25 protein-coding genes are annotated in these 22,955 nt (G+C 53.0%); 1 reads left to right on the top strand and 24 read right to left on the bottom strand.

Features of this window, described 5'->3' with window-relative positions; genetic code table 11:
• Positions 1 to 48: 48 nt before the first annotated feature.
• The 18 genes from ACVVH8_RS29275 to ACVVH8_RS29360 all read right to left on the bottom strand — a co-directional run bounded on the left by ACVVH8_RS29275 (position 49) and on the right by ACVVH8_RS29360 (position 14,750).
• Complete coding sequence (locus ACVVH8_RS29275) at positions 49 to 1,068, bottom strand: hypothetical protein (RefSeq protein WP_475227640.1); 1,020 nt, start codon at positions 1,066 to 1,068, stop codon at positions 49 to 51.
• 159 nt (positions 1,069 to 1,227) lie between these two features.
• Entirely contained in the window at positions 1,228 to 2,232 is a 1,005-nt protein-coding gene (locus ACVVH8_RS29280) for a hypothetical protein (RefSeq protein ID WP_475227642.1), read from the bottom strand.
• Positions 2,229 to 2,951: a lysozyme inhibitor LprI family protein gene (locus tag ACVVH8_RS29285; RefSeq protein ID WP_475231244.1), complete on the bottom strand. Its 723-nt coding sequence runs from the start codon at positions 2,949 to 2,951 to the stop codon at positions 2,229 to 2,231. The genes ACVVH8_RS29280 and ACVVH8_RS29285 overlap by 4 nt, the downstream gene beginning before the upstream one ends.
• Positions 2,952 to 2,986: 35 nt before the next feature.
• On the bottom strand, positions 2,987 to 3,841 hold the full coding sequence (locus tag ACVVH8_RS29290; protein ID WP_475227645.1) for a tetratricopeptide repeat protein: 855 nt from the start codon (positions 3,839 to 3,841) through the stop codon (positions 2,987 to 2,989).
• Positions 3,828 to 4,376: a hypothetical protein gene (locus tag ACVVH8_RS29295; RefSeq protein WP_475227648.1), complete on the bottom strand. Its 549-nt coding sequence runs from the start codon at positions 4,374 to 4,376 to the stop codon at positions 3,828 to 3,830. The genes ACVVH8_RS29290 and ACVVH8_RS29295 overlap by 14 nt, the downstream gene beginning before the upstream one ends.
• A gap of 19 nt (positions 4,377 to 4,395) precedes the next feature.
• Positions 4,396 to 4,767 (bottom strand): hypothetical protein, encoded by a 372-nt coding sequence (locus ACVVH8_RS29300; RefSeq protein ID WP_103302618.1) that lies wholly within the window; start codon positions 4,765 to 4,767, stop codon positions 4,396 to 4,398.
• Positions 4,768 to 4,777: 10 nt separating this feature from the next.
• Positions 4,778 to 5,227, bottom strand: a complete 450-nt coding sequence (locus ACVVH8_RS29305) for a hypothetical protein (protein WP_475231246.1) — start codon at positions 5,225 to 5,227, stop codon at positions 4,778 to 4,780.
• A gap of 88 nt (positions 5,228 to 5,315) precedes the next feature.
• On the bottom strand, positions 5,316 to 5,993 hold the full coding sequence (locus tag ACVVH8_RS29310; RefSeq protein WP_475227650.1) for a hypothetical protein: 678 nt from the start codon (positions 5,991 to 5,993) through the stop codon (positions 5,316 to 5,318).
• 38 nt (positions 5,994 to 6,031) lie between these two features.
• Complete coding sequence (locus tag ACVVH8_RS29315; RefSeq protein ID WP_475227653.1) at positions 6,032 to 8,482, bottom strand: PEP-utilizing enzyme; 2,451 nt, start codon at positions 8,480 to 8,482, stop codon at positions 6,032 to 6,034.
• A gap of 9 nt (positions 8,483 to 8,491) precedes the next feature.
• Positions 8,492 to 9,934 (bottom strand): TIGR01777 family oxidoreductase, encoded by a 1,443-nt coding sequence (locus tag ACVVH8_RS29320; protein WP_475227656.1) that lies wholly within the window; start codon positions 9,932 to 9,934, stop codon positions 8,492 to 8,494.
• Positions 9,927 to 10,415 carry a cell division protein gene (locus ACVVH8_RS29325; protein ID WP_475227659.1) on the bottom strand — a complete coding sequence of 163 codons (489 nt, stop codon included), beginning with the start codon at positions 10,413 to 10,415 and terminating at the stop codon, positions 9,927 to 9,929. Before ACVVH8_RS29325 ends, ACVVH8_RS29320 begins: the two co-directional genes overlap by 8 nt.
• 156 nt (positions 10,416 to 10,571) lie before the next feature.
• Positions 10,572 to 10,985: a lysozyme inhibitor LprI family protein gene (locus ACVVH8_RS29330; RefSeq protein ID WP_475227661.1), complete on the bottom strand. Its 414-nt coding sequence runs from the start codon at positions 10,983 to 10,985 to the stop codon at positions 10,572 to 10,574.
• Positions 10,982 to 12,031, bottom strand: coding sequence for an SEL1-like repeat protein (locus ACVVH8_RS29335; RefSeq protein WP_475227664.1), 1,050 nt, complete (start codon positions 12,029 to 12,031; stop codon positions 10,982 to 10,984). The genes ACVVH8_RS29330 and ACVVH8_RS29335 overlap by 4 nt, the downstream gene beginning before the upstream one ends.
• A 21-nt stretch (positions 12,032 to 12,052) precedes the next feature.
• Positions 12,053 to 12,514, bottom strand: a complete 462-nt coding sequence (locus ACVVH8_RS29340) for an XAC2610-related protein (protein ID WP_475227666.1) — start codon at positions 12,512 to 12,514, stop codon at positions 12,053 to 12,055.
• A gap of 8 nt (positions 12,515 to 12,522) precedes the next feature.
• Positions 12,523 to 12,954: a hypothetical protein gene (locus ACVVH8_RS29345; protein WP_475227669.1), complete on the bottom strand. Its 432-nt coding sequence runs from the start codon at positions 12,952 to 12,954 to the stop codon at positions 12,523 to 12,525.
• Positions 12,955 to 12,983: 29 nt separating this feature from the next.
• Entirely contained in the window at positions 12,984 to 13,511 is a 528-nt protein-coding gene (locus ACVVH8_RS29350; RefSeq protein WP_475227672.1) for a hypothetical protein, read from the bottom strand.
• A 43-nt stretch (positions 13,512 to 13,554) separates the two neighbouring features.
• The gene (locus ACVVH8_RS29355) at positions 13,555 to 13,959 is read right to left on the bottom strand and encodes a hypothetical protein (protein WP_315445012.1); all 405 of its coding nucleotides are present in this window, start codon (positions 13,957 to 13,959) and stop codon (positions 13,555 to 13,557) included.
• Positions 13,960 to 14,000: 41 nt separating this feature from the next.
• On the bottom strand, positions 14,001 to 14,750 hold the full coding sequence (locus ACVVH8_RS29360; RefSeq protein ID WP_475227675.1) for a lysozyme inhibitor LprI family protein: 750 nt from the start codon (positions 14,748 to 14,750) through the stop codon (positions 14,001 to 14,003).
• Positions 14,751 to 15,251: 501 nt separating this feature from the next.
• Here ACVVH8_RS29360 and ACVVH8_RS29365 point away from each other — a divergent pair.
• Positions 15,252 to 15,638, top strand: coding sequence for a DUF6124 family protein (locus ACVVH8_RS29365; protein ID WP_475227679.1), 387 nt, complete (start codon positions 15,252 to 15,254; stop codon positions 15,636 to 15,638).
• Positions 15,639 to 15,703: 65 nt separating this feature from the next.
• Here ACVVH8_RS29365 and ACVVH8_RS29370 read toward each other — a convergent pair whose 3' ends face one another.
• The 6 genes from ACVVH8_RS29370 to ACVVH8_RS29395 all read right to left on the bottom strand — a co-directional run bounded on the left by ACVVH8_RS29370 (position 15,704) and on the right by ACVVH8_RS29395 (position 22,936).
• Positions 15,704 to 16,639: a PoNe immunity protein domain-containing protein gene (locus ACVVH8_RS29370; RefSeq protein WP_213026990.1), complete on the bottom strand. Its 936-nt coding sequence runs from the start codon at positions 16,637 to 16,639 to the stop codon at positions 15,704 to 15,706.
• A gap of 341 nt (positions 16,640 to 16,980) precedes the next feature.
• Positions 16,981 to 18,081 carry a tetratricopeptide repeat protein gene (locus tag ACVVH8_RS29375; protein WP_475227682.1) on the bottom strand — a complete coding sequence of 367 codons (1,101 nt, stop codon included), beginning with the start codon at positions 18,079 to 18,081 and terminating at the stop codon, positions 16,981 to 16,983.
• Between the two features lie 127 nt (positions 18,082 to 18,208).
• Complete coding sequence (locus ACVVH8_RS29380) at positions 18,209 to 18,421, bottom strand: hypothetical protein (protein WP_475227685.1); 213 nt, start codon at positions 18,419 to 18,421, stop codon at positions 18,209 to 18,211.
• 192 nt (positions 18,422 to 18,613) lie between these two features.
• Complete coding sequence (locus ACVVH8_RS29385; protein ID WP_475227687.1) at positions 18,614 to 19,039, bottom strand: lysozyme inhibitor LprI family protein; 426 nt, start codon at positions 19,037 to 19,039, stop codon at positions 18,614 to 18,616.
• Between the two features lie 188 nt (positions 19,040 to 19,227).
• On the bottom strand, positions 19,228 to 20,085 hold the full coding sequence (locus ACVVH8_RS29390; RefSeq protein WP_475227690.1) for a tetratricopeptide repeat protein: 858 nt from the start codon (positions 20,083 to 20,085) through the stop codon (positions 19,228 to 19,230).
• Positions 20,078 to 22,936, bottom strand: coding sequence for an SH3 domain-containing protein (locus tag ACVVH8_RS29395; RefSeq protein WP_475227692.1), 2,859 nt, complete (start codon positions 22,934 to 22,936; stop codon positions 20,078 to 20,080). Before ACVVH8_RS29395 ends, ACVVH8_RS29390 begins: the two co-directional genes overlap by 8 nt.
• Positions 22,937 to 22,955: the final 19 nt, after the last annotated feature.

Consider the following 22,955-nt stretch of genomic DNA (forward strand, 5'->3'; position numbering starts at 1 on the left):
TCGGATGAAAAAAGGGGACGTTAAGTCCCCTTTCTGCAGTCGTCTTCGCTATCTAAAGTCTTCAGCGCTTTTAGGCAGTGCCTCTATACCCTGACGGGCAACCCGACTAACAAATGAATAACCACCCGCGCTGCAAGACTGTCGGAACACAACCTTGTCGTCCTTGAGCACCGTCAGAAAACTCACAAACGCCTGATTAACGAGGTAGGTATATGGTCCCTTTTTGAATTTGATGTTGTTCAGGTTCACGCTGCCTTCCGACGCATCCACTACGAAGAACTTGCCCTTGGGAGGCACGCTCTTCTGCGGATAGAGCATTTCTATCTTTCCCGGAACACCGTAACGGTATTGAACATATCCGGCCGTGGGCTTGCTGTTTCCTTGCGCACAAATGGAAACCGTCTTGCCGCCCTGCAACGGGCAACTGAAGTAAATGTCTTCGTCGTCCGAACACAACGTACCCTCCTGCTCACCCTTCAATGGCGCTGTCTCTTGCGAAACGCGTTCTGGTGTTTGAGCGACATCGGCACAATTGGACAAACACACCAACTTGGAAAGATCCGGAACATCGCTTTCAGTAAACAGGTACGTCGCTGAACCGTCACGGTTGCGGGCGTGATAAACGGGAACACTGACGGCCAGCCCCTTGGCAGACACCGGCACTTCAGCATCCCGGCCCGAGACGACCCAGCCTTCGGCCTCCCCGCACAACTCCTCCAAAGCGACTTCATTGAACGAATCTTTCGTTGGCACGGTGAACGGCTTGGCATCACCTCGGCAATCGTAGCCATGCCAGTAAGGCCCGGTGTTCGGGTCAATGTCTATCGAGAAGATATAGGCGCCGTCGAGCATAACTTTGCCGCTGTGGTAGGTGAACACCAGCCAGCGGCGCGACTTCGCCTGTGAGGAGTTTTCTTCCTCCAGGATGTAACGCTCGCCATCTCGATACAGCCAGAAAACACTCATCGCTCCCGCCGATACCGGCCTTTCGGAGAGACGTTGCCCAGACTTGGCGTCCACTAAGAAATCGTCTTTCAGCGCCAGCGCACAGTCGCTGTCGGCATCCATGCATGACTTGAGCGACGGAAACATCGGCCCCGCTGCCACAGAGAAAGAACACAGCAATAACGCGACCAACCCTAATCTTTTCAACTTGCCTTCCTGCTCATGATTTACGGGTCTGATCGAACAGAAAGCCTTTCGCCATTGAACCCTGTGTCCTGCGTTTTAAAGCGAGTAATCCATCACTTCTTTCAACTGCCAACACTGCCCACGCTCAAACCGATACTCGAAGACATAGTCGGTATCCGGCTTCTGCAGAATCGCCGTGGCCTGGTTGTCCTGCTGCTCTTTGACGGTCAGCATCAGCCCTTGGGCGTCGCGCTTGATGCGATCGGGCATGATTGGGAACTTCAGCTGATCACCGCTGAGGCTGCTCTTTTGCAGCTCCGGCTCGGGATCGCCCGCTACCGTCGTGACCATCTGCAGCGGCTGCTGGACAAAGGCTTTTTGCACATCCGCGTGTTCGGAAAAAGCTGCGAGGAAGGTTGAGAAGTCCGGCGAAGGACACGCCATGGCAGTTGCGTTAGCGCTCACCGTGACAGGCTTCGGTTGAGGCTGTTCAACAGCCTGCCCATCAAGTACAGACAAGCGCTTTTTCACACTTGCCGCGTCTTTGTAAGCGCACACCACTTTCTGACTTTCCTCCAGATCCAGCCCGTCGCGACAGTTCTGAAACTCAGGTTCCGGTGGATCCCCACGGAAATAATTCAAAGACAACTGATTGCCGTCCTTGATGAGTGGCAGTTCCAGAACCGAGTAGGAGGCGCCCTCGAAACTTCGATTCGACACCTGCGTTTCCGTCAGCACGTACATGGACTTCCCTGCCCGCCCCGGGGATTTGCGCTCATGAAAAAACACCGACGTAATCTGATCGCCCTCCACCTTCCACACATAATTCAGCGTCGGTTTGGTTGCGTTCATAGCTGAGTAGAAGATTTCGGCGGCAGGAACATGAACCTCCGTCGCCTGCTGCTTCAGGTTGTTCTTCAGAAAGAACACCGTGATCTTTTGATCGCCCAACGACGCCACCACCGGCGGATGTAACTCACCGATGGTCTGCGGATCGCTCGCCAGTGCCAGTTGAGTCGACACACCAGCCGTAATCCCAAGTGCACAAACAAAACCTGGAAGCCTGCCCAATTTTGTTTTCCTTCCGTGGTTAATCTTCATGTCGACTCAGGTGCGCCGCATTTCAGCTTTTTGATTTGCTCGTTCTTGATCGGAATCACACAGGCGCGACGCTTCTCTCCGGGTGCGCGAAGCTCCGTAGTGCTTAACGTCAGGTGCAGACCGTCATCTGCAAATACAGGCTTCTCAAATCCAGCATCGGCGTAACCGGACTGGAACGACTTTCCGTCAAAACTGCAGAGCCGCGCAGATGACAATACTCGCCAACCACCGTCAGGCGCGAGAATCTGTACCGTCAGGCATGGGTTGTCGAACGAATAGAGATAGCGTGCCACTACGTCTTGGTAACGCTTCGCGCCGGATCTGGAGACCTTGTTCATATCCACCACATCACCCGGACCGTCCGCCACGATCCCGTCCAGATACACCGCACGTTCCAGGCTCATTCTGGCGATGCAGCTATTGATTAATGTGGAATGCATTACCGCATCAGGGTCTATATCCGTGGCTTCCAGCGGGCACGTGGTATCGCGCAACTTGATCCATGCTCGCTGTGACTCTCTGGCGATGGCCATGAATGCCTTGCCCTGTTCGGGATCGCGTTTTTGCTGAGACTCAAACCTTGCCATCAGCTTTTTGTAGCTGGCGTTGAGCTTTGCATCGGCTTTCTCGCGGTCGGCTTTCACGCATAGGTCAACTTGCCAGCTCACGCTAATGACTTTGCAATCGTCCTCAGCGTGCGCAATTGACGCGCACAGCATTCCGATGGGCAACGCGATAAAGCGGATAATCCTGTTCAATTTTTCAATCCCTGATGTGCAGTTCGCTCAACGACGCGTTGCGGAATTTTCTGTGTCTTGCCAGCGGCTGCCATCGCTTCGCCGTACTCGCGGTAATAGCGCTGCGCTTCGTCTTTTCGATCAAGTCGCCACAGTGAATCGGCCATGTTCAGCATCAACACTGTGCGTTTGCCAACCGCCTCAACACCGCGATAAAACTTCAGCGCCAGTTCATCTTTACCGCCCTCGGCGAGGTAAAAACCCAGGTCGTTGTAGGTTTGAACGTTTTGCGCCGGGGGATGGCATGCCATGTAGGATTCGGGACTTAAAAAGTCCAGGCTGCCTTCGATGGAGTCAGCCCGGGACTGTGCAGCTTTGATCGTCGAGATATATTTCAACCAGTCCTTGGGGGACTGCGTTTCCAGAGTGGGCGTGAGGACTTCGCCATCCTCCGAAAACCACTGATTACCGACCCATTTGCCGAGACAAAAACGAGGAGAACGCTCAGCCAGCACGCAGCCGGTCTCCATCGAAATCACATCGCAATGCTGTTGCGACTCCAGTTTTTCTTCACCGTTTTCGAGCGATAACATGCCGAACATCACCGGGTCGAGCAACAAGGTTTTCTTGTCAGGGCTGAGCCAATCGGTGTGTGCATCGGCGCCAACGTCGGCGCTGAAGAGCGGGAAAGTTTTGCCGTTGGCGGTGAACCATGCGGTCGCCGACTCAACGCCGGGCATCGTCCACTTTGTCGCTCGAAACGTAACCGTGTGCCCGCCGATACCGACAATTGGCGGATCTTCGTCTTCGGCAAAAGCGCAGGCGGCGGTTGCAAACAGACTGCCAAGCAACACCCACTTAAGGCTGACCATATTCAATCCTTTTCACCGCCGGGCTTGGCGATTGCAGCTGACTTTTGCTAACCCCATACGCCTCAATCAGCTCCTCCCATGACCCCTTCGAGCCAAACGAACGCTGGGTGTTATCGAAGCTGTATTGCTCCAGTCTCCCGGCTGTCGAGTAATAACCGTGCCACTCCGGGCAGGCACCGCAACCGCCGTAGCCACCGATTGAAACAAGACTGCCCTTGCTGCCCGTCACGCAATCCATCGCCACCACCACGTTGTTCAACATCTTCGTTTTCGCACCGTCGGAAGTGAGTTGCGAAACCTTGCCGACATCACGCCGCAGCACCTTGCCGCCGATGTTGATCGCTTGGTCTGAGCAGACCGGGATGAGGTGGGTCTCTGCGTCATCCACCGTCACCGATCGGCAGGACGACACCAACACCACTTCAACCCCACCGCACTGCATGACATCGCGCTGGGTGTAAGCATCCGCCGGCGCTGCAAACGCAGGCGCAGAGAGCAGCAACCCCAGGCTGCCCGCGAGATAAAACTGATTCATCGAGAATTCCCTGTCGCCGTTAACCGGCCTGTTTTTCCGTCAGGCATTTTGCGTAGCCATCGGCGAACCTGGCGTCGAAGGACAACGCCACCGGTTCGTCCAGTTCCGCCGAGGTGTTGAGCAACACGCGCGTCGCCGGGGTGTATTTGACCCAGCCAATGGTCCCGGTGCCGTTGGTGTCGAAGAACAATTGGGCGCGCACCATTTCTCCGTCGTCCTCATCAATCAGCAGATTGACCTTGTCCTTGCCGACATACTGAAACGGGAAATCGCTGCTCCTGACCAGTTCAGTGAGATAGCCGTAGCAACTGCCTTCACTGGCACTCGCCGGCAGGGCGAAAGGCAAAAGCAGTAGCGCGCTCAGCACGCTCCGAATGAAAAAACGGTTCATTCCATCATCCTTATTCAAGCGGCGGCGATTCCGCGTCGGTCATCGTCAGCAGGCGGAATTCGTTGTTCACAAATTCGTAGTAACGGTAGCGGTTAACGCTCTCCAGCGAATTGCCCTGAGCGTCTACTTCACCATCGAGGGCAACCCCGGTGATGAAGATCAAGCGGCTGTCGGGATGGTGGAGCATGGCGAACGTGCTGCCGTCGTAGGCATTCGGCAGCCCGCCGACGACTTCTCCGGTGCGCGCATCAAGCACTTCGGCGCAGATGGCACCGCCGCCACAACCAAACTGGTGCACGATGTAATGGCCGGCGAAGTTGACCTTGCCTTTCAGCGCCTGGGCGCGTGCCTGATCCATCACCGGGCTGCTGTTTTCCTGCGGCACCAGCGCAGGGTGAGTGCCGGTGAAGACCGGGGTGACGGTGTAATCCTTGAAATCCGGGTCGGCGGCGAAGGCCATGGATGAGACCGCCAGCAGCAAGCTGCCGAGTAGAACCAGAAATCCTTTCACGCTGTAACTCCATCTGTGCGACGTATCGTCGGGATGTTCATTCGAAGGCAATGCTGCGCACCGCTGTCTTGATCTGTTCGAAGCCTGCGGCGTTAATTGACAACGGCGTGGCCGAGCCTGATTCGGCAGCGCCGATCAGCACCTGCTCACCTTGCATCAGGCAGAAGGCGATACGGCTGAATTGGGGCTGATGCGGTGGGTGGTAGCCGATGATGAACCCCGACGACTTCGCCCCCTCCAGTGACTCAAACGCATAGGTTTGCGGATCACCCGCCAGCGCTGTTGGCCGCCAGCCGTTTTCGGTCAAGGTCGCCGGGCACTTGCGGTCATTGGCCTCGCGCAGCAGTTGCAGTTCGATCGTGTCATCCGCTGGCGGCCGCGTCGTCAGGGAGGAAAAGCTGCCGAGGTTTTCACACATCATCCCGAACCATGGCTGAGTCCGATTGGCCGACGTTTCAAAATTCCATTCATAACCGCTGGATGTCGGCGCTTGCCACAAGTGCGGTGCGCTGGAGGGATCGGGCCGTTGTCGGGAGGCGATGAAGATCAGATCGGGGGCGTTGAATTGCAGCCATTGGTCTTGCAAGAGCGGCATGGAAAACCGGCACGCCCCCATATCGACGCCAACGTCCGCCGGCCCCTGAGCGACCCGCGACTGGCCTGTCGTATTGCCGACCATCACGGTCTCAGCGGCATGGCCCATTTGAGCAAGCATGAACAAACACGCCAGTAATCCATGGAAATATCGAGGCTTCACTGCGCATCCTTCGCATTGATCAATTGCAGCTCACCATCCCGATACAGCACCTCACAGCCCACCCACGCCGGATCAACCTGCGGCATCACCGCCGACGGCTTGCGCAATTCCCGCAACAACGTCGAGCCATGCGACAGCCGCCCGCCCATCCGCGCAATCACCGCCCGCGCCGCTTGATAGTGCGCATGACGCCCCGGATCGAGGGTGTCTTCGAGCAAAATGTCCTCGCCCAGAATGCCCTGCACCTGCCCCGGATAAATCATGAACCCGGTGGCCTGCTCGGCGCCTTCACAGCCGTCCTGCCAGAAGCTGCCGTCACGACTGCGGATGTCCGGATGCGGTGCGAACCAGTGTTCGCGATCCGCCAGCGGCATGGCGTGATGCAGGCGGAAGAAGATGCGCATCAGGTTGTCGCGGTACCACTCGCGCACTTGCAGGTAATAACCGCGCAGGCCCGGCAGGCCGGTGGAATGCGCGAGGCGGATCAGCCCTGACCATTGCGGAAATGGCTGGAGCGGCAGTTCGCTCGACGCCGGCCGAGGGGTGCCGGGATCGGTCTCCCAAGGCAATCGATGCGGGCTGTTTTCAAGGTTGTCGTAAGCGGTCGGCGGGCGCCCGAGCCAATCGCCGCCACTGCTGGCCAGCGCCGTGGCGATGCACAGATTGCCTTGCACGACGAACACGTAAAACCGGGTGAACCAGTCCGCCAGTTGTTGGCCGTCAGCGTTTTGGGCGACGAGTTCGGTCAGCTCTTGATCGAAGCGTTGCAAGCCGCGTTCAAGGCTCGGCAGATGCCCGCGAGCGATGCGCTGCATGCGCAGGAACAGCGGCAACGAGCGCAGTATTTTCAGCAGCTGCCACGGCAAATGCGGGGTCGCGCCGCCGACTTCGCCGGCGTAGTTGCTGGCGCTGATGCCCCAGTCGGCGAGTCGGGCGAGAAACAGATCATTGTTGATGTAGGACGCGCCGCCGAACACTGCGGTGAACGGCTCGTTGTCCTGCAACACCCGCGCATCCCAACGCGCCATGATCGCCGGGATACTCGCCGCCGCCCGGCGCTGGGCGTATTCGACAAAAACGCTCGGTTGCGGTGGCAGGATCTCGGCGATGTTGGCGGCAGTCAGGTGCCGACGCCAGCCGTAGTCGCTGATCGGCCGGTATTGCAGCAGCCACAGTTGCGCACCGTCCCAGGCCCATTCGACGTCGCCGGGCACGTAGTGAAAAACGCGCAACACGTCTTGCAGAAACTGCCAGAGCAGCGCTTCGGTCAAACCGTGGGACGTGGTGAACGTGCCGCTGCGCCAGGCATCACCGAACCGCGACAGCGTCGCCCGCTCAGGGCTGACATGACCGTCGGCCAGCGACTCCAGATGGCCTTCAACCCATTCCAGCTCCACCGACAGATGCCGCACAAACGCAATGCCGGAAACCTGCGGCGTGATGAAGCGCTGCACCACCACTTCCTCGACGCCTGCGGCGGTCAGTTCGGCGATGCACGTCGGCACGTTGGCGCGCGGCACGCGCAGATAAGTGGTGCTCAGGCCGGCATTCGCCGAGTCGGCCTGATCTTCGCCATAACTGGAGGAGCGCACCGCCCAGGTCACCTCGGGTTGCGCGGCGAGAAACGCAGACAGACGCGGATCATCGCAATCGTTGAGGGTCAGCGCCGCCGGCACCGGTTGCCGGGCCAGTTCAGCGAGGCGCAACCGACCGCCCTTGGTGTGCGCAACAAATCCGCGCTCGCCGGACTCCAGCCACGCGGCAAATTCGGCCGGCGAATCGATCCACGGGTAATGACCCCAGCCGGGTTTGAGGCTGATGGTCAGATCGGCGCGAGCCAGAATCGCTGACCACGCCGCCGCTTGCTCGAAGCCGAGCACGTTGTCCTGATCGCCCCAAACCAGTTCGACCGGATCGGTGATCCACTCCAGCAACAGCAGCGCGGTGTCAGCGCGGACTAGGTCCCAATGCGGCACAAATGCCCGGCAACGCGCATAACCGGCGCCCATGCGCTGGTACTGCGCGGGCGTCCAGGTCTGATTGGAAAACTTGCGTGCGAACAGCGTCGGTTTGTTCGACAACAGCCAGTGAATGGTCTTGCGAATCGGCAGCGGCGACATCAGCGCCGGCAACCGCCGCTGCCACAAAAACGCCCCTACCGGCGCCAGCAAAACACTGCGCGAAAAATGCCCCGGCCGACGTTGCAGCGCATGCAGCACCAGTAACGCGTTGACCCCGACCGCCATGATCGCGCTGCCCTTTTGCGTCATCTTCAGCAAGGTCTGCGCGTAGTCCGCGAGATCCTCGCAGGGTGGCTGCGGGTTGGCACCGAAACCGGGCAATTCCAGCGGCACCACTTCGTAGCGCTGAAAGTGCGGCAGCGCGTCGTCCCACCAATCGGCGGCGCTGCCGTTGCCGGCCAGCAGGTACATCAACGGCTTGCTCATGGACGATCCTCAGGCCAGATCGCGCAAAGCGGCGTCGAGGGTCGGATAACGAAAGGTGTATCCGGCCTCGCTCAAACGCTGCGGCACCACACGCTGCCCGTCGAAGAACAACTGAGCCATTTCCCCGGCTAAAGCGCGCACTGGCGCGGCGGGAATGTGGAACCACACCGGACGCTTGAGGACCTTGCCGACGTTCTCGGCGAACGCTGCCTGACTGACCGTTTCCGGGGCGACCATGTTGTAGGTGCCGCGCAGGTTTTCATCGTGAAAGGATCGAGCGATCACCTGAATCACATCGTCGCGGTGCACCCAACTCATGATCTGCTGACCATCGCCCATGCGCCCGCCGAAGCCGAGGCGAAACGGAATCAGCAACGGCAACAACGCACCGCCCGGACCGAACACCACGCCGAGGCGCAGCACCACCTGACGCACGCCAAATTCGGTGGCCGGTTGCGCGGCGGCTTCCCAGCGCGCACAGAGTTCGGCCATGAAACCGTCGCCCTTGCTCGCCTGTTCGTCGAGGCTTTCGCTGGCATCGCGCACGCCGTAGAAACCGATGGCCGAGGCCTGAATCCACAGCGCCGGTTTGTGCCGAGCGTTTTTCAACCAGGTCATCAGCGCTTCGGTAGTGTTGACCCGACTGGCGATCAGTTGCGCCTGGCGCTTGGGGCTCCAGCGCGGCCCGGCGACTGGAGCCCCGGCCAGGTTGATCACCACGTCGAAGGTTTCGTCGTAGCCCAGTTTGCTCAGCGAACGCACGCAGCGGGCACGACCGTCGAACAGGTACGCGGCTTTCAACGGATCCCGCGCCAGCACGCTGACGGTGTGGCCGGCATCGAGCAATTGATTGACCAGCGTTTCACCGATAAACCCGGTGCCGCCAGTGACCAGCACACGCTTGAAAGCGCCGCCGGCAAACGGGTTGGACGGCTTGCCCTCGCGCTGCATGCGCAACGCCGCCAGACCATCGCGAATCCCCGACGCCGTCACGCCCACGGCAAACAGCGTCAGCACCCAGCCCTTCCAGCCGAAATCCACAGCGCTCAGGCCGGTCGGCAAACTCGCCCACTGCGCCAATTGCACACCGTACAACGCAAAAAACGCCCCGCCGTTCACCGCCAGCACGGTGTGCATGATGCGCTCGATGGCGGGCAGTTTGCGGCTGCGATCCTCGATCACGAAGTCCCACAACGTCAGGCCGATTTCCAGGGCGAACAACAACGCAATCACCAGCGCCCAGGCGCCACCGAACTGCAAGTGCGCGATGCCGAGAAACAGAACGCCGTAGAAACACGAACGCAGCGCGTGAATCGACAACTCCAGCCGCGCACTATGCCGATACGGCAGCGCCACGGTCAGCTCGTGGTGATACAGGGTGTCGAGCGCACCGAGGCAAGCCTGCGCGATCAGCAACGTGAACGCCCAATCCAGCAGCGAAAAATCAGGCATGGGTCGACTCACTCATTGCGGTATCGGAAAGGGAATTTCGGCGGTCATGGCGGTACAGCCAGAGCAACGGTGATAACAGCACAAGCAGCGCAAAAGCGTCGAGCCACAGGTGCGACCAGACCTGTTTTTGTGCCGAGAGCAACATGTCCTGCGGAGCCCAGAGCAGGATGCCGGCCGTCAAAAAGGCCCAGGCCATCGGCGCTTTCAGACGATGGCCGATGTGCACCAGCGCGAGCATGTACAGCGAATAACTTTGCAGCGTCGCGCCGAACAGCGCGAGCCACCAGACCTGCTGTTCACGGGCGGCGGCAGGCACCGCGTCGACGCCCCAGAAAATCTGTTCGAGGGTGTGCAAATAGCCGTCAAGCAAACCGGAATGACCGGCCCAGCTCAGGGTCAGACCGGCGAGCAGATGCACTAGCGCGGCGGCGTATAACCACAGCACCAACGCGCGGCGAAGGGAGAAAGAGGGGGCTGGCATTCCGTGTCCTGAGCGCATTCCTTTGGGGGTGGGGAGTTTAAAGGAAAATGAGTGTTGTCAGTCGCTCGAAGACAAAACGTTTGGTCGCGTTCGGTGATCGCTATTGCACGGTGTGAGCTTCGACAAAACCGAGCAAACATACTAATCAGCGCAACATCAATGTGCCGGAAGGATGCCGTCCAAATATAAGGCTCGCTCCAGACTCATCTTCGCGGTGCACCTATTCAGATCTGCAGAATAGGATGGCTTGTCCCATTCATTCTCAAACCCCTCAAGCCTGCAGTTCGAATCCCTCAGCTTTATCCACGTCCGTTGGGAGTTTTTCAGTCGATCCAGAAACGCCTTATGCTCTTCATGCCGAGACTGGTATTGAAAAATATACCGAGACCCTGCTCTATCAATCAGCGCTTGGTAACGGTCATTAAGCACGCGATCCGCAGCCTTCATCGCTTCTTCTACGCACTCGGCACATTGCCCGGCCACGGCCTCGCAATCCGCATCTTGGGCAAAGCTGACTGACGAGACTGACATCGCCATAAATGCAAAGAACATCAAACGGGCGACATTCACTGAGTGCCACCTGCGCCAATACATTCAATTGAGCTGTCCATAACGACGCCTCGGGCCAACAAGCGCTCGACCGCAGCAGGGCTCCATTTAAGCTCGGTCTTGCTGGCCTCGCGATAACAAGCCATTGCGCGGGGCAGATCAGCGGCGACGACAGTGCCGGTTTCGTAGACTTCACCCAATCGCAGGAGTGCGTGGGTAGAGCCTCGTAGCGCGGCGCTTTCCAATGTCGCCATCGACTTTTGCGGATCGATGCAGGCCTTGTCATCGCCGTACTCACCCTCATCGCAGTAAAACAAGGAGAGAGCCACGCCATCGTCGGGATTGCTCTGAAATGCCTGATTCATAAGCTCCAGAATCTGCTCATTCGGCAATCGTGGTGCTTGCCCGGAAAGACTGATTCCCGCAGCCGCTATCGCCGCTTGGGCCGAACCTTTGCGGGCACCGTCCACATAGCTATCCAGCGCTGCCGCGTACAAAGAGACACCAGATTCGCCTGATGCCTTGTTAACCAGCCGATCGAACATCACGCCTTTTTTCAGTTCGCGTTCACCGGGTGCGGGTTGGTCAGTCCGAGCCACGTCATCCATCACCGCTTCGAGCGTCCAGTCTTCAACACTGTTCAGCACCCAGCAGTCGCTGTGCTTGAAGACGAAAATCTTCAAGAAGGCCCCTTGCTGATCACGCACCACCACCCTGTTCAGAAACGGAATCTCGATAGCCAGATTCGACGCTGCAGCATTCTCCGCACTCAGCATGCTGAATTCATCGGCGGGCAAATGCTTGACGCTGCGCACGACAACCTTGGGTATGTTGTTCTCGGCCACGACGCGAGTTGTCTTCACCGACGATGCGGTAAATGCTTTCTGTACCGTCGAGTCCGATGAAAAGACTTTGACGAAGTCAGCGAAGTTGTTAGCCGGGCATTGTTGTTCAGTAGAGGCGAAGGTGCTTGCGCACAGGCCGGCGCTCAACAATGCGATGGAAAGCCACTGGGTTAGCCTGCGTGTTGTCATGCCGCAACTCGGTACCGCAAAAAAACGTTTCAACCGTGTTCTTCCTTGAGTCATTCAGGTTTTGCGAATGGTGAATCGGGTGATGCATTGCTCTGGCCCGTTCATGCCCCAATAAGTGCTGAGCAACGCCTTACGCTTTTTGTCGACGCGCAGATTGATGAAGCCATCGCCGCAATCCGGCTGCAACTCTTTGAAGGTGCCGGTTTTGGGTTGGTAAACGAAAACTCTGAAGTAGTCGTAAGTGCCCATGCCGTCATCCAGCTGCCAGATCGCGAAATCTTTGGCACCGTCGAAATTGAAGTCCTCGATCTGTACTTTGAGTTCGTTTATGGCTTCAAAATCTATGGTCCGGGGCACGCTACGCGTTTCGCCTTTAACCGAAACATTCAGTGCGGCGCCCTCAATAACCAGCGTCGCCTCGACGCCTGTGACCGGACTGAACTTAGTGGTTTCGGCCAGTGCCGGGATCGCCCAAAGCAGGCCAAGCAGTGATAGCGCTAGAGTTTTGAATTGCATGTGCTTGCCTACTCCCACTTGCATCCGGACTCTAGGGAGGAGTCGATGTTGGGGTTATTCAAGAAGTGGTAAACCTTACCGTTGGACTTTTTCGTGTACTTCATCGAGACGATCTGTGTCCCTTGAGTCACGAACTCATAGGCTCCCGCGACCTTGTCGTTGATGATTTCAGACCACGTTGTGGCGCTCTGCCATGGAGCGTCGGGACCGAGCATCTCCCCCTCAGAATCCGTCAACACAATGGAGATGGGCTCGCTGGACTTGGCGTACTTGACGAAGCCACCAGACCATTTGCTGGACGCGTCATAAAAGGTACGGAACTCAAACTTTACCGGACTGGATTCGGAGAGTTCGAAGCAAAATGATTCGCTGGTGACTGCGCTGTGGGCCACTAGCGGGAAGAGGCTAGATAGTAGTAACAATACTTTTTTCACATTCATTTCCTTATGAGAGATCGGGGCGTACTAGCCTATTCCGATCCCGCGACACACTCACCATCCCGAGGATCAGGAGCCAGCGCAGGATTTCCAAACTGGTACCAACCCGCGAGCGATTGACTCTCGCAATAAGCATTTTTTTCGGCATCGTAATAAAACGCGACCTTGTGGTTGACCATCGCACCCAGGTTGGGGACGAACACCTCGACGGCAAACACGACATCGGGCAATACAGTTTTTCTGTCCGACCCTAGCGTAGGTGGCCCCTGAAACTTACAGGGCACGCCGTCAAAAGGCAGATCCAACTGGCCTCCTTGATACCTGTAAATCGCGCAAATGCTATTCGGATCTTCAATCACCACGGCAGCAATCGTTCCACCACTCCAGTTCACGACGCCATCTGCAATGGAGTGGAAACTATCGGCAGGCATTTCGCTTTCCTTCACGATGGCGGCGATCATGTTGGTAGGCATTGCTTGGCTTGAACTGACACCGGCCGGCGCTGCGCTAGCGGACAATGCCCACGTCAATGCCAGGAACAACAGGGAAACGACTTTCACTTTGACTCTCCGATGGCGTGGCTGACTGTGCAATACACGACCATTACTGCGCCGTACATTCAGGTTCAGCGAGACGTTCACCATCAACGCGGAATTTGCATAATTCGGTAGTTTCATTCACTCCAACCAACGACATCAGCTTGAAGGTCAGCTGCAATTCGGTGTCGGAAAACGTCGCCTTATCCAATGAGACATCGGAGAAGCCGTTGTTAAAACTCTTCCCTGCAATGTCGCAGAATGCTATCGAGTCACTCGTAGCCCCTTTTCCCCCAGGCTTGAGAATCTGAATATTGACGCAGGGGCTATCGAACGTTTGGTAGTAACGGACCAGTTTTCCGGAAACCTGAGCGACATCGGCTTTGTATATATCGACGATTGGCTCTCGTGCGTTGCCTGCAAATGCACAACATGGAAAACACAAAACTGAAAACAGCGACAATCCTTTCAAGACTTACCTACTCCATCTACCGGCTGATCAAACGCTTTAGTTCACTGCTTTTTTTTGTCCGGGGCCATGGCCAATTGACGCGCTCGCTCTATCGTCGCGCGGATCAAGCAGGAATTTGACCATTCACCGAAAACCGATTTATACGATTTCGCCTCAGGCAGACACTCCGCATCGCGAAACTTCATCCAGGCTCTTTGGGTTTCTCTCAGCCCTTTCTGTGCATTTTCGTCCAACCGTTCCATGCGCTCCCGGTAAACCAGGTTGAGCAACGCATCCGTATCCGTCACGACCAGATCAAGCGCCCCACTCGACACAGTTGGCCACTCAACGTCCGCCAATGCCTGCTTGGTTTCGTTGTTCCAGTTGTAGAAACCGTTCTCTTCAATTTTCAGCCAGGCTGATCGCCCATAGTGATTGGTCGGATCGCTCGCACTGACTTCCGACTGGTAAACAATCTCCAGATAGATCGGGTCAGTTGAACGCTGAGGATCATTGAGCAGCGTTTGCCGAACGATGGCCCGTTGCTTTTTGCTCTCGGTTATTTCAATCGCAAAGCATGGATCCGGGCCGGGACGGTCAGACGATTTCACCCGCGCCAGACACTCCTTACGAAGCGCCATAGAGGGCGAATCCGGCCCCGCTGCAATGTCTATGACCCTGACGAGCAGTCGTATTTCCGGATCTTTGGAAAAGTCCGCCTGAAGAACGGTCGCAATAAACGTACCTTCCGCATGGGCGAGGAACGATAGCAAGGACAGTAAAAAAACGACGCCGAATCTGAAAATCTTCATTCCCTGGTTTCCTTGGAAAAACAATAAAAGACTGCAATTCATCCGATCTGAATTTGACCCATTCAACCTTCAGAATCAGACGTTGATATCCAGCTGTAAGACCCATCCACTTTCTGGAGCAAGCGCTTAAACAGAACCTACGATCTTTCGATCTTCGGCTAAACGGATGTCATGTTCGTCGGACATTTCCCGCAAGACGCCGAGCCATCCATGAACTATCTACCCCTTGCATTCACCGCTAACCTTGATGTGTCACCGCAAAAAACGGTGACACGGACGTGCAAGTCCGGGTAAAAGACGACGCGCAACGTCATTGGTCGCTGATCGGGCATATCCCTACTCTCGCTACCGACTGTATGGCGGCTGTGCGTGGGAGATCCTTCTTTCGAGAGCGATCTGCCGGGTCCGTCTGCCCGGTCTTGCACACCTGCGCACAGCTGCCACCTTATTTGCGTGCAAGCGAATGGTAGTAGCTCCTCATGTACAGACGGAGATACACCCATGTTCAAAGTAACGCCCAACCCGCCAGACAACACTGGCACCCCCGCCGAGCAATCCCTCGACACAGAAATGCTCGACAAAGAAGCCGCCGACCGCGCCTTCGCTCATTACTTCCCACCCACAAACGACAAACCGTCCAAACGCCGCAAAGGCAGGCTCTTCACGATCTCCACCGGCATTGATCCGGAAGCCCTCTTGGCCAACGCCTCCGAAGACATGCTGTCCATCAGCGCCATCGCCGCTAAATTAGCCGACGATGTCGAAGGCTCGAACCGCTCGGTGGCATTGGCCCTTAGCCGAATCGCCGATGGTGCGCAGCTTATGGTAGAGCGTGCGCTGGATCACCTGGAAGAATTGCTTGCGGTGAGGCAGGAAGCGAAAAAATAAGAGATGCCCGTGGGACGGACTAAAAATAAATCCGTCCCCTTTTACATAAACATTAATATGCTTTGTTATTCGCCCGACCAGTACCAGAGTGTATCCCCCCACTGCGACTCACCTATTTTCGGCATAATTTCGCCCTGCTTGAAATACTGTCTAGAGTTTAATTTTGCAGGAGTAAACCAATATCCAGTTTTTTTGCAGGCCTCCCCTGCCTCTATTCGAGAAACACTGGAGGAATTGATTGGCACATAATTTCTGGCATATTCAACCAAATCCTTCGGATAGACCATGTGTTCGATGGCGCGATCATTAATACCGTACAAAAAAGCAACCGCAGCGGCCTCAAAAGCCCAATATCCTACGTAACTACCTCTATCACCCATCAAGTGGGTATCGTGCCACGGGGCTTGCCCAAAAGAGGTATACCAGGTATCACAATATTCTTTTAAAAGTTCTGAAGCCTCCTCCCCATCTTCTTCATAGATCACATGTACGAGGGGCGTGTATGCTTCGTGATACCACTCGTCCACGTCATGACGACCAGGGAGGACCTTGCTCAACAAGTCCTCATAAAAAGTATCATCCCCAGCGCAACCGGCTTTATCAAACAGCTCAACAAAAACTCGTAGAAGGTCGACTCTATGCAGCAAGACACATAAACTTATTACCTGTACACACTCCTCATATTCGCAAAGCAATCTTAAATTTAGCGGCGCTATTATAGAAACACCCTCACTAATGGCCAGTGTCTCTTGAACCTCTTGATACTGGCTAACCAGTAACTCCAAGAGTACCACTAGACTCTCAATCTCATCACCAGACGTGTAGCGTATCAATATTTCATCAAGAGTCTGTTCTTGAAAATATCTGGCTCTGAGCGACTTTTCCTGTTCGGATGAGTCTGCTTCAAACAAATTTGTTTTTGCGAATTCCAAATCAGCTTTCTTAACTTTTAAGAAGTTATCAAACCGTTCCTGGCTTAAAAACTGTTGTCGTCTGTTCATAATCTATACCTCTTTCGCCAAGGCCTTCAAATACCATGCTTCGCGCTCAGGGATGCCTTACGTTTGTTGACAGCTGCTTTAACTTCGGCTTCTCCACATGAAGGAAAAAATGGGGACAGACCACGTTTTCGGATCATTATTAAAACGTGGTCTGTACCCATTTCAAATTCCTTGCCGTTGGACTGCGTTGTGTAAGACATCGAGACGATCTGTGAGCCCTGCGCCATCAGCGGAAATGGGGACAGACCACGTTTTTCGGATCATTACTAAAACGTAGTCTGTCCCCATTTCACCCCCAATCAGCAATAATCGAATAAACCAAAGGCAGTGAAAAATTCTACTTAAATACGCTCACCCACTCTTTTGGGGATTTTTGCGAACTTTCCTGATTGCTGCATCAACAGGCTGTATTTTTTGTAGCTTTCAGCCGAAAGTTCTTTAAGACCTAGCCCCCAGTAAGCATCTGCCAGATTCAAATAGGCGACTGTCCTATCCGGATTCTCCGATACAACTACTTTCAATAACTCAATCGCTTCCTGATAGTACCCGGCTTCAGCAAATAAGAATCCAACATCGTTGGACCATCCCACCATACCGGGGTAGTAATATTTCTCCACCACATAAGAGTCTGGAGCACAGCTATTACTTGAACCGCCATCAACTAACATATTCCCCATTAATTCTTTTAGCTTTGCTTTGTCGCCGACTTTAAAAGCTGCCAACGCCTTTTCAAAATTTGAATTCACAGAAACCGAAAAAAGCTTTTCACCACTTATTTTTTTAGCCATGAAATCCGAGCGGAGTCTTTTTAAATACTCAAACGCTTTTGCGCCATCAAACTCTTCAAATGAAATAGACATTAAGTCATTTGAAGGCAGCACATAAACGCTCAATATCGACCTGTCACACTCACTATTACTGCTCACAAGAAGAACTTTACTCACTACAATTTCTTTGATTGACGCGTCATACTGGAACTGCACATTAAAGCTAGACTCAGTATTACCGTCCTCCCTTGTAGTCAAATTAATTATATCGCCAGCCCTAGATGATGCATATTTATAAAGTAAATCATCGCCCTGCCCCCCTCCCGAAACACTGACTATTTTTTCTTGAGCGCTTAGCACAGCCACAGCAAACCCATCATAACTTGCTGGAGAATATTCATTTTTTATATCGGGTAGCGCCAAGGATGCCTTGCTTATTATGGATTGCTTACCATCTTTATCTGCCACAACACTCAACGACTTTCCAACACTGGCATTTGCTTTAATAATTAACAGCTTTTGCCCGACAAAATTCGGCATTAATTTTATATGAAATTCCTTTACAACCTCCGAAGCCGAAGTCGAACCTGTGGATTGAGACGCCCACACTATAGAGTTCGCAAATACAAAAAATAGAATATTAAGGAATTTGATTTTTTGAAATAGACTGCTCACTGCCCAATCTCTTGATATATGAAGGTAAAATTATTCCGACGCTTAATATAGCTTGCTTCAGGGGTATGCAAGTTAACAATCTTGGTTATTTCAGTTGTTGAGTTATTAGTAGGGAACACGAGGTCATTTAGTTTCTTCCACTCCCAGAAGCCCAAGTGGAAAGTGGGGACAGACCACGGTTTTGGATCATTAATAAAACGTGGTCTGCACCCATTTTCATTTCAGATATAGCGTCGAGCACCACACGCGGAAGCTCAGTTGCTACTGCAAGCTTTTCACCGGAGTTGGCATGACTATTACCTACAAAAATCAACAACAAAAGAATCAATATATTTTTCATGGCCAAGCCGCACTGCAACACATTAACAAGACAATAAAAACAAATCGAATCAAACAGATCGACCTCATAAGTTGAGACAAACAGGAAATGCCTAATTAGATAAATCTGGGATTAATCTAATGAAGCTCTCCACCAAATTCAAAGCCACTGAGCGCAACAAATAAATCTGTCCCCTTTTGCGCTCTTTCCTAGTCACTGCTTCATAGGGGCGTTGTAGTTGTCCGGAAAAGTATTGTCTAAATATTTTGAACGCTCGATACTCATTTTGATGGCGCAAATTTTTACCGTCACCTCGTAAGCCGGCGCTTCTTCGTCGTACTCAAAAGCCTCTATAGCACAATTAGTATCTCTCAACTTCAACCAAGCCAATTGAGAAGCCTTGAGCTTCACCAAAAATTTTGCTCCTTGGTCAGGATTTCTCTGATACTGTGACTTCACTCTCTCGATGAGCTGCTTATAGCTAACATTTAGCTTTGAGTCGGCAGAATCATGTGATTGCCTAACACACAGATTAAACTCCAGAGTCGATGTAGCCGTGCCACACACCTTTTCACCTGAAAAAGCAAATATTGGAAAAGCCAAGAAAACAAAAAAAACAAATAATTTCTTCACAGTCACCTTACCGATACTTTCTCAAATAATTGGCTCTTTGTCGTCCTGTCTCATGCGCAGCTAAGTCAGGGGTAGTTTCAACGGAAATGGGGACACAACGGAAATGGGGACAGACCACGTTTTTCGAATCATTACTAAAACGTGGTCTGTCCCCATTTCACCCCCTAATTTAACCCCCCGACTCTGACTCCTCATTAATTCAATCTTTCTTTAACCCTACCAGGAATTTTACTTTCCATATTTTTCTTCTTCATCGCACCAATGTATTCAGCATAGTATTGTTTTGCCTCATCTTTCTTTCCAAGCTCCCACAGAGAGTCAGCAACGTTGAGCTTTAACGGCACCCTATCCGGCGCGACAACTAATAAACGATCGTAAACCTGCATGGCTAAAAGATGCTCACCTCCCTGAGCAAAATAAAACCCTAAGTCGTTATATTCAGATATATTTTTCTCAGGAGGATAACATGCCATATAAGAGGGAATACCCATGAAAACATCATCCCTCAGAAAACTAGCGCGCGATTGATTTTCAGTGTCCCGCGAGGCATTAGTAATTAGAAGCTTTGGAGGCTGACCTCCTTGAGAAAAATCAAAAAAATCCCCCCTGGAAGTTTTCCACTTTCCATCTTGCCACGTCCCTTCACACTGCTGCACTGATCCAATATTTTTAATGCAGCCGGTTTCCATTGAAATCACATCACAATATGCCTGCGAAGAAATAATGCTATTACCCTCGTCATCCACCACCTCCCCAGCGTTAGTCCGTTGAATTATCAAGTATTTTTTATCTGGAGAAAGAGAATCCGTATCAGGGTTTGCTACTACCCCGTTCTCCGATGGCTCCATTCCAATAGGAACGGCATATACTTTAAACGACACTGAAGTAGCGCTATATTCTATATCACGCCAGCCGCCGTATTTTTTATCGAAGCTTCGAGCACTCAAAGAGGTACCTTTCACCCCTTTAACTTCCATATCCACTGCATCTGCATGAGCCGTCTGCATGGACACAAAACAAGAAACCACAAGTACAAAAAAGATTTTAAACATTCAGCACAGCCTTTAATTTAATAAACCTTGGCCCCGGATCCGTCATCTCAGGGCGATCCGGCCCGTAAATATCTAAAATCTTTCGCTCATACATGGGGTGATTATTACCCCAAGTAGTTATATCTTTACTGACCCCTGGGTTCTGCAAAAAGAATTTATCCAAGGCTCTTTTTACATTAGTTGCAACCTTACTTGGTCTATTAACATTTTCATCCAGGGCCGTTGCCTGCCCTAGCGCCGAAAGAAAAACCTTGCCAATTGAAAAGCCATACGTACCTGGCACTTTCAGCAAAACATCTCTCAATCGATCTATGAAGTCTGTGATCTGAAGCTCGACATATAAAGAGCTTCCCACTGCACAGGACATCACTGACACTGGTTTACACTCGACAACCTTCCCGTACGTTGCTAGGGAGAAACCTAGTTTCAACTTCTTTCTAAGATCGTCACCCTCAAATTTTTCCCCACCCAGAAAATCAGGATGCTGGTAATACATTCTCGGTTTAGCAGCGCTGAGATCGAGATACCACCCCTGACTCTCAAACAGCTCATAAAACTCATCAGGATACAGCTCTTTGAATTTTTTAACTTGAATCGGAAGCTCTCCCTCGCCATCTGGATTGATCGTTTTCTGCATTGCTCCAGCAGTTATTATCTCGCTATCATATGCCTGCACTGCATTTATTTTCCCTTCATTCTCGCACATCGCTGTAATTACTTTTTTCTCGAATGCTGTAACCTTCCCAGACGCCTCCATAGCAGCCCATTGTGGGGCATCCCCCAGTTTTCCTTCACCCCACACTACTGGCCCGAAATGAGAAAGCCACTTCGTACCTTTTACGACAGCATTACATGTGCATTTTTTCTTTTGATCAAAATTCGCTATCAATCCAATTGCATGTATATGCCAAACTTTACCATCTGGACTCAACCCCTCATGCGAGACAATTTCTTTCCACCAAGATAGCTCTTTAATTCGTTTTTTTTGCTGAACCCAATTTACATTAGGATTATCAGCTGTATGCCCCATCAACTTGTCGAGCGCATCCCATTTCTCTGCTTCATAGAACCATTCACTTTCACACTTTGTAATTAGCTGCGATATAGGTTGCGCGAACCAAGGCTTTGTAAGTGCTGCTTGAATCTCCGCTGTGGTCAGCCTATCGTTTTTATCAGTATCAATAATATCGTACAGCCCTTCCTTTACTGGCCCCTTAGTCGACTTGCTGACGAGAGGAACGAAGGTAGCTTTTTCTTCTTCGGTAAGCAGATCGCGGTCATGAAGGTATGAAGAAAGATGTTCAGCATTACTTTCCGTATCTTCAATAAACTTGAATCCAATCCAATCCCACGGATTATGGCGGGTGGTCATCAAATCTTTTTCCCCCACCCACCCGCTTATAGGATTACCTTGCGCGTCTCCAAGCAATCCTTCTAGTCGCCACCATCGAGTAGTGCTAGAAGCGGCAGGCGTGGTTCCTGAACTTGGAGTAGTAACAGTTTGTTTGATTTTTTGTGAATCCGGCAAGGCCTCTAAAACACTAGAGGGAACAACCAGATCATATCCAATCACCACACCGGCATCGTTGGCTTGTGGTGGATTGGTCGCACTTATATCTGGGCGATGAGTAATAAGCTTCGTATCTTTGTGAATTTTTAGCAGATTTTTTTGATCTTCTGGTAAGGCAGCGGCTTTACCTTGGCTAAGAGAGACAAATTTCTCAATGTCATCGCACGTGAATACTTCCACATGAACCAGGTTACGAGCGGTTCCTTCATCGTGTTCCTGATATTGGCCAGCAAAGCCCACCAACGCACCAGCCTTGATAGTTACTGGCTCATCGAGCAGAACGACCTTTCCCATCTCCTTTGGTTCAGTTTTGGTTTCAAGCGAGGGAAACCATACATAACCTCCAACATTGCCGGTTTCATCAGTAGCAAGTGCAGGGATTGGATTTCCACTCACAATTTTCACTAATTTTCGGTAGTTACCAACTGCGCCTTCTTGGCTGATCTCAATTTGAGTGCCAGCAGGCAGTATCGACATAACCTCGCCGGTAGTCGAACCGGTCCTACGCACTCTCAAACCCTTGGCGTGATTAGCAGGTATATTTTTCGCTAGCTCACCAATCAGGTACTGATTTGCACCTTTACTGTTCATTTGGGTTTTGAATACCCAGCCGCCTATAGCTGCGGATTGGTCAGTTTCTGGCGCCACACTGACAACTTTTAGCCAATTGCCATCTGTACTCGCGTCTCCTGTGGTGACGGTGGTGCCACGGGGTAATGTAGTCAAAATATGGGTGTAATCCGCTGTCCCAGGTAGGTCGGCGCGTACGTTCAAACCTTCGACAGGATCACTCACATCTGCTTTTACTTGATAGCCGCCATTAACCCAGTATGACGGCCGTTCCAACAGGGGTGTTTTCGTCCTGTAGCCTTCCATGTCCAACAGATGCATGTATAGGCTATAAAACGTCAATATCGGGCCCGCAGCTTGAGCAGGGGCCGAGTCAGCAGAAGGTGCAGCGGGGGCTGGCATCTCCAAGAGATGCTTTACCAGCACAAAGCCTGTCGAAGCAAAAGCGGTGCGATCCGTATATACCGTAGCCGGATAGGTGTCATCGATGCGATAGGCAACTACTTGCCCATCAGCGATGCAACGAACCTCGCTCTGTGCCGAGACTAATCCGGAAGCCTCATCAAAATGCACGCCGCCATGCCACAAACCATTGCTGCCAAGTGGGTAATAACCGTCCTGCGCTTTCGCTAGTGCTGCGTAATACTGTTGTGGATCAGCCCCACTTGCGGCGCCTATCTTTAATGGGTACGACCATTTCTTAACTTTCACTGGCTCTATCATTTGTACG

This window comes from Pseudomonas trutticola BRTCR10 (assembly GCF_056155105.1).

Excerpts from the sequence above, each read along its gene's own strand:
- ACVVH8_RS29275 (WP_475227640.1), bottom strand. The coding sequence starts at position 1,068 with ATGGATGCCGACAGCGACTGTGCGCTGGCGCTGAAAGACGATTTCTTA.
- ACVVH8_RS29280 (WP_475227642.1), bottom strand. The coding sequence starts at position 2,232 with ATGAAGATTAACCACGGAAGGAAAACAAAATTGGGCAGGCTTCCAGGT.
- ACVVH8_RS29285 (WP_475231244.1), bottom strand. The coding sequence starts at position 2,951 with ATGCTGTGCGCGTCAATTGCGCACGCTGAGGACGATTGCAAAGTCATT.
- ACVVH8_RS29290 (WP_475227645.1), bottom strand. The coding sequence starts at position 3,841 with ATGGTCAGCCTTAAGTGGGTGTTGCTTGGCAGTCTGTTTGCAACCGCC.
- ACVVH8_RS29295 (WP_475227648.1), bottom strand. The coding sequence starts at position 4,376 with ATGAATCAGTTTTATCTCGCGGGCAGCCTGGGGTTGCTGCTCTCTGCG.
- ACVVH8_RS29300 (WP_103302618.1), bottom strand. The coding sequence starts at position 4,767 with ATGAACCGTTTTTTCATTCGGAGCGTGCTGAGCGCGCTACTGCTTTTG.
- ACVVH8_RS29305 (WP_475231246.1), bottom strand. The coding sequence starts at position 5,227 with ATGGCCTTCGCCGCCGACCCGGATTTCAAGGATTACACCGTCACCCCG.
- ACVVH8_RS29310 (WP_475227650.1), bottom strand. The coding sequence starts at position 5,993 with ATGCTTGCTCAAATGGGCCATGCCGCTGAGACCGTGATGGTCGGCAAT.
- ACVVH8_RS29315 (WP_475227653.1), bottom strand. The coding sequence starts at position 8,482 with ATGAGCAAGCCGTTGATGTACCTGCTGGCCGGCAACGGCAGCGCCGCC.
- ACVVH8_RS29320 (WP_475227656.1), bottom strand. The coding sequence starts at position 9,934 with ATGCCTGATTTTTCGCTGCTGGATTGGGCGTTCACGTTGCTGATCGCG.
- ACVVH8_RS29325 (WP_475227659.1), bottom strand. The coding sequence starts at position 10,415 with ATGCCAGCCCCCTCTTTCTCCCTTCGCCGCGCGTTGGTGCTGTGGTTA.
- ACVVH8_RS29340 (WP_475227666.1), bottom strand. The coding sequence starts at position 12,514 with ATGCAATTCAAAACTCTAGCGCTATCACTGCTTGGCCTGCTTTGGGCG.
- ACVVH8_RS29345 (WP_475227669.1), bottom strand. The coding sequence starts at position 12,954 with ATGAATGTGAAAAAAGTATTGTTACTACTATCTAGCCTCTTCCCGCTA.
- ACVVH8_RS29360 (WP_475227675.1), bottom strand. The coding sequence starts at position 14,750 with ATGAAGATTTTCAGATTCGGCGTCGTTTTTTTACTGTCCTTGCTATCG.
- ACVVH8_RS29365 (WP_475227679.1), top strand. The coding sequence starts at position 15,252 with ATGTTCAAAGTAACGCCCAACCCGCCAGACAACACTGGCACCCCCGCC.
- ACVVH8_RS29370 (WP_213026990.1), bottom strand. The coding sequence starts at position 16,639 with ATGAACAGACGACAACAGTTTTTAAGCCAGGAACGGTTTGATAACTTC.
- ACVVH8_RS29380 (WP_475227685.1), bottom strand. The coding sequence starts at position 18,421 with ATGAAAAATATATTGATTCTTTTGTTGTTGATTTTTGTAGGTAATAGT.
- ACVVH8_RS29390 (WP_475227690.1), bottom strand. The coding sequence starts at position 20,085 with ATGTTTAAAATCTTTTTTGTACTTGTGGTTTCTTGTTTTGTGTCCATG.